The organism is Hymenobacter yonginensis, assembly GCF_027625995.1.
Taxonomy (GTDB): Bacteria; Bacteroidota; Bacteroidia; order Cytophagales; family Hymenobacteraceae; genus Hymenobacter; species Hymenobacter yonginensis.
The window spans coordinates 2,823,664-2,835,668 of the sequence record NZ_CP115396.1; the positions used below are offsets into that span (position 1 = coordinate 2,823,664).

7 protein-coding genes are annotated in these 12,005 nt (G+C 60.7%); 5 read left to right on the forward strand and 2 right to left on the reverse strand.

The annotated features are described in order from the left end of the window. Positions 1-4: 4 nt before the first annotated feature. The 5 genes from O9Z63_RS12215 to prfB all read left to right on the forward strand — a co-directional run bounded on the left by O9Z63_RS12215 (position 5) and on the right by prfB (position 6,905). On the forward strand, positions 5-3,067 hold the full coding sequence (locus O9Z63_RS12215) for a tetratricopeptide repeat protein (protein ID WP_270125504.1): 3,063 nt from the start codon (positions 5-7) through the stop codon (positions 3,065-3,067). A gap of 12 nt (positions 3,068-3,079) precedes the next feature. Then, on the forward strand, positions 3,080-3,802 hold the full coding sequence (locus O9Z63_RS12220; protein ID WP_197062854.1) for an ABC transporter ATP-binding protein: 723 nt from the start codon (positions 3,080-3,082) through the stop codon (positions 3,800-3,802). Positions 3,803-3,943: 141 nt separating this feature from the next. Further along, positions 3,944-4,492, forward strand: a complete 549-nt coding sequence (locus O9Z63_RS12225) for a cob(I)yrinic acid a,c-diamide adenosyltransferase (protein ID WP_270125507.1) — start codon at positions 3,944-3,946, stop codon at positions 4,490-4,492. Between the two features lie 156 nt (positions 4,493-4,648). Continuing rightward, complete coding sequence (locus O9Z63_RS12230; protein WP_270125508.1) at positions 4,649-5,713, forward strand: branched-chain amino acid aminotransferase; 1,065 nt, start codon at positions 4,649-4,651, stop codon at positions 5,711-5,713. Positions 5,714-5,827: 114 nt separating this feature from the next. Then, positions 5,828-6,905, forward strand: a protein-coding gene (prfB, locus tag O9Z63_RS12235) for a peptide chain release factor 2 (protein ID WP_408613543.1) whose coding sequence is annotated in 2 segments (ribosomal slippage) — positions 5,828-5,878 and positions 5,880-6,905 — 1,077 coding nt in all. Because the reading frame shifts where the segments join, the coding sequence is not laid out codon by codon here. A 110-nt stretch (positions 6,906-7,015) separates the two neighbouring features. Here prfB and O9Z63_RS12240 read toward each other — a convergent pair. Together O9Z63_RS12240 and O9Z63_RS12245 are read right to left on the reverse strand one after the other, a co-directional pair. Next, on the reverse strand, positions 7,016-8,431 hold the full coding sequence (locus O9Z63_RS12240) for a RagB/SusD family nutrient uptake outer membrane protein (protein ID WP_270125510.1): 1,416 nt from the start codon (positions 8,429-8,431) through the stop codon (positions 7,016-7,018). A gap of 36 nt (positions 8,432-8,467) precedes the next feature. Beyond that, on the reverse strand, positions 8,468-11,503 hold the full coding sequence (locus O9Z63_RS12245) for a SusC/RagA family TonB-linked outer membrane protein (protein ID WP_270125511.1): 3,036 nt from the start codon (positions 11,501-11,503) through the stop codon (positions 8,468-8,470). Positions 11,504-12,005: the final 502 nt, after the last annotated feature.

Sequence of the window (12,005 nt, forward strand, 5' to 3'; positions counted from 1 at the left end):
TCTGGTGTCGGCCTCTTCTTCTGCTGCCCACCCCACTTCGGGGCGCGGCGCCCTCTGGCTGCCACTGGCGGTCCTGGCAGCCGTAGCGGTGCTGCTGGCAGTCTACCACTATTTCACCGGCGACGACCTGGCTCTGCCCGTGCAGGCCGTGGCCCAGCTCAAGCCCGTGCCCACCGTGCTGTCCTATGTGTCAGCGGGCTTGGCTGGGCTGCCGGTGCGCGTCAACGGCTACCTGCTCACCCAAACCCACGACCTTGTGGGCCCCTACGTGCGCCCAGAAGCCGCTTACGGCCTGCTGCTGCTGCTGCTGGGCGCACTGGTGTACTTTCTGGCGGCGGCCAGCGCGCTGCCGCGCCCCACGTTTGTGGCGGCCATGGCGGGGCTGATTTTCCTGCTGATGTCGCTGAATGCCGACTTGCTGGGCATCTTCGATTCGCAGGAGCAGTATTTTCTGGTGCTGATGCTGGCGGCTTTCGTGCTGCCGGCCTACGCCTTTCACGCTTTCTGGCCGGAAGTGCCGCTGGGTCGCCGGCTGCTGCTGTTTGCCGGGCTGGTGCTGGCCGTGAGTCTGCTGCTTTTGCAGCGCTCCGAGCTGCCGCTGGATGCCACGGCGCTGCATCTGGCCAGCTTCTTCACCAACGGCGGCGCCATTCTGATGGCCTTGCTGGTGGTGTGGGTGGCGTTTGAGAATATCAACGGCCTGCTGTGGTTCAACACCCAGGCCGAAAATCCCGCCAGCCGCTTCGGGCTGCTGCCCTTTGTGGCGGCCAGCGTGCTGTACGTGGGCATGCTGGGCCTGTACATCTGGAACGATGGCGACCTGCTGCTGCTGCCCGGCCTGCACCTCGATCCGCTGGTGCTGCTGCTGCCGGCCGTAGTTATCGGCTGGCTGGGCCTGCCGCGCCGCGCCGCCGCCTCTTCCGACTGGCTGCCATACCGGGAAGGCGCCCTCTACCTGTATCCGGTGCTGGTGCTGCTGGCGGCTGCGGCCCTGGGCTACGCCTTTGCCACCGCCAACGACCCGCTGCTGCTGGCCGCGCGCCACTTCACGGCGCTGGTGCTGTTTGTGGGCGGCGCGGCCTATCTGCTGTATGTGCTCGTGAACTTCGGGCCGCTGATCCGGCAGCGGCTGCGCGTGTACCGGGTGGTATATGAGCCGCGCCGCTTGCCGCTGTTTGCCGTGTACGTGCTGCTGATCGGGGGCGTGGGCGCCGTGGAGTTCCGCAACAACTTCGCCACGCTCTACCAGGTGCAAGCCGGCTACTACAACAACCTCGGCGACCTGACCCGCCTGCAAAGTGAGCAGGAGCCCAACCGCGACGCCCTGGCGTTGCTGGCCGAGCGCTACTACGCCGAGAGCGACATTCTGGACGAGCACAACCACAAGGCCAGCCTGGGCCGCGCGGCCCTCTACCGGTTCCGGCTGCAGCGCCAGAACGAAATCAACATCCTGCGCCGGGCCCTTAGCCGCCGGCCGTCCGAAAAGATTTCCCTGCGCCTGGCCGCCCTCTACAACGAGCCCAACGACTTCTTCGACCGGCTGGCCGTGCTGCGCGAGGGCCTGAAAAACGCCCCCACCAGCCCGCGCCTCAACAACGACCTCGCCCACCTCTACTCCCGCTCCACCCTCTCCGACTCGGTGAACTGGTACCTCAACCGGGCCGAAGCCGCCGACCCGGGCAGCCCGGTAGTGAGTACCAACCGCCTGGCCTTCCTACTGCAGAACGCCCAGTTTGCGGATGCTTGGCGGGTAGTACGCACCGAGTCGGCCAACGAAGACGCAGGCTGGCAGAGCAATGTATTGCTTTTGCAACGGCTGAACCGTGACAGTTCGGAAGAGCTGCCCACGGTAGTCCCGAGCCCAACCGCCAACCTAACGGTGGCTGAGTTTGCGCGCCTCTACCACGCCACCTTATGGCAAGTGCAACAGGCCGATACCAGCTACCTGCCAGCCCTCACGCAGCTGGTGCAGCGCCCCAGCAACGCCGACTACTTCGAGCAGCTGACGTTTTTACGGGGCCTCACGCAGCACTATGGCGGCCAGCCGATACCGGCCCGCACCACGCTGGCCCCGCTGCTGGCCGGCAACACGCCCAGCGCCGCCTACTACCAGAACCTGCAGGCCCTGTGGCTGCTGGAGCAGCGCACCTACGGCTCGGCGGCTGCCAGTTTTGCCGACGCCAGCCGCAACGGCTACCCCGAAGCCCAGCTGAACCGCGCCTACGCCCTGGCCCTCAACCAACAGCCGGACTCGGCGCGGGCCGCAACGGCCGCCGCCTTGGCCGCTCCTGATACCGCCCTGCACCGCCCGGCCCGGCAGTTGCAGCAGGTGCTGGCCCTCTCCTATCCGCAAACCTACGCCGCGGCTCCGGCGGCCGTGCAGGCGCAGTATCTGGCTTTGCTCGGCTATACCTTGCCCCCGGCCGACCTGCTGGCTGCCGCCGAACGGCTGCCCGAAGGCCAGTTGCGCGAAACCGCCCTGCTGGCGCAGCTGCCCCGTGCGTTGCAGGCCGGCCAGCTGGCCGCAGCCGTGCAGGCAGTAGCCCGTTTTGCCCCGGCTTCAACCCAGCAAACCTCGGAAGCTTCTGCCTGGAACGTGCTGCGCGGCGACCTGCTTTTGCGCCAGCAGAACATGGCCGGCCTGCGCCAGCTCATAGCCAATGGGCATTTCACGCCGGCACATCAGCCCTACCGCCTCGCCTACCAGGCAGCCCTGGCCGACCAGGCCGGGCAGACCAAACAGGCCACGCAGCTTTACCGCCGCTTGCTGCAGGAAGCGCCCTTTGTGGAGCCGGGCGTGCTGGCGGCAGCGGCGTTTTATGACCGGCAGAAAGATTATTTGGGCGCTTACGGTGCGCTGCAGGCAGCCCTGGAGGTAAACCCGGAGTCTGTACCGTTGTTGAAGGCGTATGCGCTGGCTGCCATTCCGGCGGGGCTGGCCGAATACGCCGCTACTTCGCTCGCCAAACTGCGGTCGTTGCTTTCCCCCGCCGAATATGCTACCTTTCGTATACTGTACGACGCCCGCCTTGCCGCTCAGGCAGCGGCGGCCGCTCCCTGGAACTAACCCGGCCCGGCTATGCTGAACCCCGTTATCGACACCCACGACATCTCGAAGATGTATCGGATGGGCACCGAGGAAATCCATGCCCTGCGCTCGGTTACCATCACCATTCAGCGCGGTGAGTATGTCGCCTTCATGGGGCCTTCCGGTTCCGGCAAGTCCACGCTCATGAACATCGTCGGCTGCCTCGACACACCCACGGGCGGGCAGTATATCCTCAACGGCAAGGACGTGAGCCGCATGAGCGACAACCAGCTGGCCGACGTGCGCAACAAGGAAATCGGCTTCGTTTTCCAGACCTTCAACCTGCTGCCCCGCGCCACCTCGCTCGATAACGTGGCGTTGCCGCTCATCTACGCCGGCTACAGCAAGTCCGACCGTGAGGAAAAGGCTATGGCCGCGCTCCGCAGCGTGGGCCTAGCCGAGCGCGCCAAGCACCGCCCCAACGAGCTGAGCGGCGGCCAGCGCCAGCGCGTGGCCATTGCCCGGGCCCTCGTCAACGACCCCAGCATCATCCTGGCCGACGAACCCACCGGCAACCTCGACACCAAAACCAGCCACGAAATCATGGACCTGTTTGAGGCCCTCTACGTGAAAGGCAACACCATCATCATGGTGACTCACGAAGAGGACATTGCCCGCTACGCCCACCGCATCGTGCGCCTGCGCGACGGGCTGGTGGAGTCGGACCTGGAGAACCTCGACGTGGCCACCCACCACGCGCAGATTGCCAAGTAAAACCTAGTATTTTTGTCGAGAGCAAGGCCTTTTTGCTGGTTGCCTGTTATCCCTTCACCCGGAACAAGCGCCGCTGAAAGGCCTTCTTTCTTTCGACAAACCCCGCGCTGGCCTGCCGGTGCGCTTCCTTAAGTGAGCTTCATGAAAATATATACCAAGACCGGCGACCAGGGCCTGACCTCCCTTATCGGCGGTACCCGGGTGCCCAAGTCCAGCCTCCGCATCGACTGCTACGGCACCGTCGACGAGCTGAATTCCTACATCGGCCTGCTCCGCGACCAAGACGTGAATGCCGCCCGCCGCGACCTGCTCAAGGAAATCCAGGACCGCCTGTTCACCATCGGCTCGTCGCTGGCTTCTGACCCCGAGAAGTCGAAGATGAAGATTCCGGACCTGCACGATGCCGACGTGACGCTGCTGGAAGCCGAAATGGACGCCATGAACGCCCACCTGCCTGAGCTGCGGGTGTTCATTCTGCCCGGAGGGCACCAGTCGGTGTCGTTTGCACACGTAGCCCGCTGCGTGTGCCGCCGCGCCGAGCGGCTGGTGATTCATTTGCGCGAAGACTCGTTCGTGGCCGACTTGGTGGTGATGTACCTCAACCGCCTCTCCGATTATCTATTCGTGCTCAGCCGCCAGATGAGCCACGACCTTGGCGCCGAAGAAGTTAGCTGGAAGCCGCGCATGTAGCTGCGGTGAGTTGCGCCTTTCCCCCATCTTTGGTGCAACTTCCGGCCATACTGCCCGTCTTGGCAACTACTCCCGTACCGCTTGCGTTTTTCAAATACCACGCTCCGCTTACCTGCCCAAATTCCCCCATCCCCTTCCCTTTACCCTCCCTTTTCCATGCTCGAAACCCTCACCATCCGGACCCAGCGTACCACGGCCTCGCGCCTCGAACACCTGGACCCCGAACATATTGAGTTCGGCAAAATCTTCTCCGACCATATGTTCGTGGTGGATTACCGCGACGGCGAATGGCAGGAACCCCAGCTGCTGCCCTACGGCGACATGACGGTGAGCCCCGCCAACTCGGCCCTGCACTACGGACAGGCCATTTTCGAGGGCATGAAAGCATACAAGAATGCCAGCGGCGACATTGCCCTGTTCCGCCCGCTCGACAACCTGCACCGTCTCAATGCCTCCGCTGAGCGTATGTGCATGCCCCAGCTGCCCGAGGAGCTGTTCATGCAGGGCCTCACCCAGCTTATCCGCCTCGATTCCGAGTGGGTACCCAATTCGCCCGGCAGCGCCCTCTACATCCGCCCCTTTATGTACGCCACCGATGGCTTCATCGGTGTGCGCCCCTCCGAGTCGTACCGTTTCGTCATCTTCACCTGCCCGGTCGGCCTCTACTACAACAAGCCGCTGCGCGTGCGATTTGAGGAGAAATACGTGCGCTCTGCCGAAGGCGGCGCGGGCTTCGCCAAGAACGCCGGCAACTACGGCGCCGCCATGTACCCCACCAAGCTTGCTCAACAGGAAGGCTACAACCAGCTCATCTGGACCGATGCTTCCGAGCACCGCTACGTAGAGGAATCAGGCACCATGAACGCCATCTTCGTCATCGATGGCAAGGTGGTGACCCCGGCCCTGAGCAGCTCCATCCTCGACGGCATCACGCGCCGCAGCGTACTGCAGCTGGCCCGCGACTGGGGCATGCAGGTGGAAGAGCGCAAAGTATCTGCCGTAGAGGTGATGCAGGCCTTGGCCGACGGCAAGCTGGAAGAAGCCTTCGGCGTGGGCACTGCCGCCACCATTGCCCCCATTGCCGTCATCGGCTACCAAGGCCACGACCACGAGCTGCCTAAGCCCGCCGCCGACGCCTTCTCCCTACGCGTCAGCGAGGCCCTGCAAGCCATCCGTACCGGCCAGGCAGCTGATGGCCACGGCTGGATGGTAACGGTGTAGCACAGCGGCTGCCTTACCGGTTTTTCCGTTTCAAACGGCCAGCTTCATACCAGAGGCTGGCCGTTTTATTTTCCTGACCTTTGTGCATTCAACTCTCACCATTTAACCTTTCCAATGACCCACGACCAGGTAAAGGAATTGAAGGGCCGCGCCGAGGCCCTGAGGAGGTATCTTTGACTACGATAACCGCAAAGAACAGGTCCTAGCCACTGAGGCACTGGCCGCCGCCCCCGACTTCTGGGAAGACTCCAAGAAAGCTGAATCCATCCTGCGCGACATTAAGTCAGTGAAAGTCTGGACCGACGATTATGAAGCCGTGGAGCAATCCGTCAGCAACGTGGAGGTGCTCTACGACTTCTACCGCGAAGGCGAGGCCACCGAGGCAGAAATGACCCAGGAGTTCACCGCCGCGCAGCAGGCCGTGGAGCAACTGGAGTTCAAGCGCATGCTCTCCGATGAAGAAGACCAGCTTTCCGCCGTAATCGACATCAACCCCGGCGCCGGTGGTACCGAGAGCCAGGACTGGGCCGAGATGCTTATGCGCATGTACATCATGTGGGGCGAAAAGCACGGTTTCACGGTGCGCCAGCTCAGCTATCAGCCCGGCGAGGGCGCCGGCATCAAGTCGGCCTCGCTGGAAATCGACGGCCCTTTCGCCTACGGCTACCTCAAGAGCGAGATTGGCGTCCACCGCCTAGTGCGCATGTCGCCATTCGACAGCAGCGGTCGGCGCCACACTTCCTTTGCCTCCATCTTCGCCTACCCGGTGATTGATGACACCATCAAGATCGAAATCAACCCCGCCGATATCAGCTGGGACACGTTTCGGGCCGGTGGTGCGGGCGGGCAGAACGTAAACAAGGTGGAAACCGCCGTACGCCTCACGCACGCCCCGTCCGGCATCATCATCGCCGTGCAGATCGAGCGCAGCCAGCTCATGAATAAGGAGCATGCTCTACGTATGCTCAAGTCGCGCCTCTACCAGATTGAGATGGACAAGCGCAACGCCGCCCGCGACGCCGTGGAGGCCGGCAAGAAGCGCATCGACTTCGGCTCCCAGATCCGCAACTACGTGCTGCATCCCTACAAGCTCATCAAGGACCTACGCACCGGCATCGAGCGCACCGACGTGCAGAACGTGCTCGACGGCGACCTGGACGAGTATATCCGGGGCTACCTAATGGCCAACTAAGGCCGTTGCTAGGGCGCTGCCCAATCAGGCCGCTGCCTGTGGTATTCACACAAAAAAAGGGTCCTGCGTAGTACGCAGGACCCTTTTTACTTGCTGAAATCAGCTCCGGATTACGGGTTCACGCTGTCCCAGGCTTTCTCAGCAGCCGGACGCGGCATGGCCGCAATCAGACGGTAGGCGTTGGTGCCAATCGTAGTGCTGAAGGCCAGCGTGTACGGGAATGTGGTAGCAGCGGAAGCCACCACATTCGGCCGCAGACGGCCCGTGCGACGCAGGTCCACGAAGGCGTGGCCTTCATAGAACAGCGAGTAGCGGCGCTGACGCAGGATTTCGTCGGTAGCCTCATCAACACTTACGAAGGCGCGGGTCCGAGCTGGCAGGCTGCCGGCACGCGTGCGAATGATGTTCACGTCGGCCAGTGCGCCGGGCAGGTCGTTAGTGTTGGCCTTGGCTTCAGCCGAAATCAGAATCAGCTCCTCGTTGCGCATAATATCCAGCGGGCTGGTATTGGTAGCGAATACGCGGGCTTCATTGATCTGCGAGATACCACCCGTTACACGGGCAGCCGTCCGGCGGCCAATTTTAGCCAGACGGGCATCGCCCGTTTCAGCTTCCGCCACTACGTTGTCCGGTACACCAATTACAGTCGAACCGGTATTGCTTGGTACTTGGAAGTAAGGGTTACCGGCATCGCCGGCAATGGCGGGGTTGAACGTCAGCTTAGGACCAACGGTCAGGCTGCCAGCCGCGTCCAAGAAGGAGGCTGCCAGCGCCGTCTTGGCACCAGCATAGTCTTTCTGGTAGAGTGCTACCCGGGCCGCTAGGCCGCGGTTGAAGCGCTTGAACGTAGCAGGCGTGTTGAAGCCGGCGTAGCCCGACGACAATGGGAAGCCAAAAGTGGCACCAGCGGCATCCAGTTCTGGAACGGCCTGGTCGAGGAGCTGACGAATATTGGCCAGCGCATCAGCCTGCGACACGAACTTACCGGGTTTCAACGGATCATCCAAGTCGATGCGGATGCCGTTTTCGCCCTGCATGTTGAGCATCATCAGCTTAGCCAATGCCTCGTAGGTGTGCGTGAAACCGTCCACGCCTTTCTTCTGCTCAGCCGTGTACGCCTGGCTGTTGTTGCTCGACAGGCGGAACACCTGAGCAGCCCGACGCATCTGAGCGAACGGAACGTAGTAACCGTTGTAGTAAGCCGCGTCGTCAAGCGTGGTGCGCGTGCCCTGCAACTCCGCATACCAGCGCGACTCGGTGGAAGCAAGCACCGTTACTTCGCGGCCCAATACGCCGGCTACCCAGTTGAAGGGGGCGTTGCCGGTATGGCCGTTTCGGTATGAAGCCTCTACGCCTACGGCCAGAGCGTCCAGCTGCGCCTTATCGGCGTTGGCCAGTACAGCATTCAGGCTGGGGTTATTGGGGTCGATTACGGTTTCGGTTTCAAAGAAACCGCAGGAAGAAGTCCCCAGCAGCATGACGAGCGCGGCGGCCGTCAGCGTACGCTTATGGGAGAAAGTATACATATGGTTGAAAGAATCAGAAGGTGAGAAAGTCAGGACTTAGAAGTCGATACCCAGGTGGAAGAATACCCGGCGGGTGCTGGGGTAGCCAGCTACGTCAACCTGCGCGAAGTTGGACGTAGCGCCGAAGTTGGAAACTTCCGGATCGTAGCCTACATAATCCGTCCAGGTAATCAGATTGTTCCCCGACACACCAATTCTAATGTTCGACACATATTCCTTGAACAAGCTGGTCCGCAGGGCGGTGGGCAGCGAGTAGTACAGAGAGGCTTCGCGCAGACGCACATAGCCCGAGTTCTGAATGAACTGACGAGCACTCAAGCCTTCAGTTGAGAAACCTTGGCGGGCCTCACCCTTAGTAACTGGGTTACCATCGGCGTCAAACAAGCCGCTGTTCTCGCTCCAGTCTTTCGACGTACCGCCTTCGTCCTTCAGCAGTTCGCTCAGGTTGCTGTTATACCCATCCTTTTTCCAGTGGAAGAGGAACGACAACTCGAAGTTTTTGGCAATCGTGAAGGAGTTCAGGAACGACATCTGGAACGTCGGCTGTGCATCCTCGTAACGCGTCAGGCCGCTGAAGTTCGGGCTGTTCGGGTCGTTTGGCGTACCGTACCAGCGCGAAGGCGATTCACCCACCACGAATACGTTGCGGCCGAAAGTGGCACCGAAGCCAGAGCCCGTGTTAAAGGGCGCCACCCGCAGCGGCGTTTCGTAGAGCTTGGTTACTTCCGTGCGGTTCAGCCAGAACTGCGTCGATGAGTTCCAGTTCAGGAAGGCCTTACGTACAGGGTTCAGGTTCAGGGCCAGTTCCAGACCACGGTTGCGCAGGTCGCCGATGTTGTAGGCACGGATAGACGTCAGACCGGTAGCGGGAGCCAGCGAGTAGGTGTTGACCAGGTCAAACACTTCTTTGTTGTAGACCGTAGCTTCCAGACCAATGCGGTTTTCCAGGAAACCCAGGTCGATACCCGCTTCCAGTTCGGTTGCGCGTTCTGGCTTGATATCTGGATTGCCCAGCAACGTGGATGGCAACAGGCCGGCGCGGCCGCCCGTGGACGTAGCCGCCAGCGGCGAGTAGAGGGCGCCGAAGAAGGCTGGTCCGCCGGTAGCACCGTAGGCAACCCGCAGCTTCACCAGGTTCACTGGTTCAACTGTCCAGAAGCCGAACTTTGCCAGGTTGACAGCCAGCGAGGCCTTTGGGAAAGAATAGTACTTGCCTGGGTCGCCGTTGCGGTTAGATTTGTCGAAACGAATACCAGCCGTGGCGATGATCTGGTCACGAAAGTTTGCTTCTTGCTGTGCTACGAAGCCTACGTCAGCTTCGTTGGTGAGCACTGTTTCCTGCGTGGTTACAGTACCGCGGTTAGGCGTGTAAGGAGCGCCGGGCGACAGGTTCTGGCCTTGGTTGAAGCTCAGGTTCTGGCGCTGCGACAGGCGTACGGTACCTACCTGCGAAGTCAGGCTCACGGCCTCACCCAGTTTCCAGTCATAGATCAGGAAGCCCTGCAGGTTGGTGTTGAAGAAGTTGTTTTTCGAAACGCGGGCAACGCCGGGCAGCGGACGGGCGCGCTGCGACTGCATGTCGCCGGGCAGCGCGAGCAGGGCTTCGCTGGCCGAATAATCGACACCACCCTGCGCAGCAAAGCGCAGCGAGGAGGTTTCGTTGTCAATCAGGCGCAACGTGAAGTTGGCCGTCTGCACGAAACGGTTGGTGGTTTCTTCGTTGATGGCACGGCCAACTACTGCCAGCGGGTTGTCGCCGGTGTAGTCAGAATCCGGATACTGGCCGGCTTCGTTCGGGAACAGCTGCGCGTAGCTTGGCGTGTAGGCCAGGTTGTAGCCCAGCGAAATGCCGTTATTATCGTTGCCAGTGTAGCCACGACGGTTAGACGAATTGATATAGTTGCCGCTCAGGCCGATATCAATCCGCTGACCAATTTTCTGGTCGATGTTGGCCCGCACCGAGTGGCGCTCAAAACCCGTACGCTTCACAATACCATCTTCCTTGGCGGTAGAACCTGCCACGTAGAAGCGGGTGCGCTCGTTGCCGCCCGAAACGCTCAGGCCGGTGTTGCGCAGGAAAGCCGTGTTACCGTAGATTTCTTTTTCGTAATCGTAGATTTTACCCGACGACGTTGCGGCAGCCAGTTTAGCCTTCTCATCAGCCAGACGGGCGCCTGCATAGAATTTCTCCAGCTTGGCATCGGTCCAGTCTTCTTTGCCGAGCAGGCGCCAGGCTTCGGCGAAGCCCAGGTCTTGGTTGAAGCTGATGCGGGTTTTGCCGGCAGCGCCACGCTTAGTTCTGATTACGATTACACCGGCGTTAGCACGGGTACCGTAAATAGCCGCCGCGCTGGGGCCTTTCAGTACCTCAATCGACTCAATGTCGTTGGGGTTAAGGTCAGCCAGACGGTTGATGCCGTTATCCTGGCTGGTACGGCCGGTACCGGCCGCAGCGCCCGAGAAGGCCGCCGAACCGGCGCCGTTGCCAACTTCAGCGTTGATGGCGTATACACCATCGATAACGTACAGAGGCTGCGACGAACCGTTGATAGTAGAAATACCTCGCAGCTGCACCGACATGCCGCCACCGGGAGCACCGCTGGTCTGGGCAATGTTGGCGCCCACAATTTTACCGCTCAAGGCAGCATCCACCGATACCGGACGGGTGCTACCCGTCAGGTCTTTGGCAGAAATCGTGGTGATGGCATTCGCCAGGTTAGCGCGCTTGATGTTAGTGGCGAGGCCCGTTACTACTACTTCATCCAGGTTGCGGGTAGAAGAAGCGAGTGCTACGTTTACGGCTGAGCCGTCGCCGATTGGGCGGTCTACGGAGCCGTAACCGATAAAGCTAAAAGTCAGCGTAGTGGCCGTAGCAGGTACACTCAGCGTATACGAGCCATCAGCGTTGGTAGAAGCTCCTACCGTGGTTCCCTTCACGAGAACGGTTACACCAGGCAGACCTTGCCCAGTGGCCGTGTCGGTAACACGGCCGGAAATGCTGCGATTCTGGGCCGCTGCCTGCTGCATCAGGACTGGCGACACCATCAGCGCACTTAGGAGAAGTTTACGCATGTAGGTGAGTGAGTTTGGTGAGTGAAATTTGATGGATGTAAAAGGTTTGGGCCAAACGTAGCGAAAAAACTCAATGAAATGACGCCAAGCCCAGTAAAATTTGCATTTACCGAACTAACGGCGACAAGCATACTTATATAAACAATCCCGTATGCTCCTGCTACTTTAAACCTGTCTAAACCGATTCGACTACGCCATTTATTGTGTTTTTTCAAGCCTACCTTTACTAGCTGTGGGACGCCGATAGCATCTTGGCTCCTATGCATCAGATCAGTATATTATCCTGGCAGGCAGGCTCCATAACCTAGCCGAAATACACCCGCAATTTGGCCCATGCTAATGAGGCAGCTTTCTACTCCATCGGCGCAACTTAACAATAGGAGTTGTCGGCCGTGGCCATCTGCCCCTATTCTGTGCCTGCTTTGCTTAAGTGGTGGCCGCTTATAGCCTGCTGGCATTTGGCACTACCCGGATTGGCTGGCAGGTCAGACCGGGTTTCCCT

Bases quoted from the DNA above. Each gene is read 5' to 3' on its own strand.
- O9Z63_RS12225 (WP_270125507.1), top strand. From the start codon at position 3,944: ATGAAAATATATACCAAGACCGGCGACCAGGGCCTGACCTCCCTTATC.
- O9Z63_RS12230 (WP_270125508.1), top strand. From the start codon at position 4,649: ATGCTCGAAACCCTCACCATCCGGACCCAGCGTACCACGGCCTCGCGC.
- O9Z63_RS12240 (WP_270125510.1), bottom strand. From the start codon at position 8,431: ATGTATACTTTCTCCCATAAGCGTACGCTGACGGCCGCCGCGCTCGTC.
- O9Z63_RS12245 (WP_270125511.1), bottom strand. From the start codon at position 11,503: ATGCGTAAACTTCTCCTAAGTGCGCTGATGGTGTCGCCAGTCCTGATG.
- O9Z63_RS12220 (WP_197062854.1), top strand. From the start codon at position 3,080: ATGCTGAACCCCGTTATCGACACCCACGACATCTCGAAGATGTATCGG.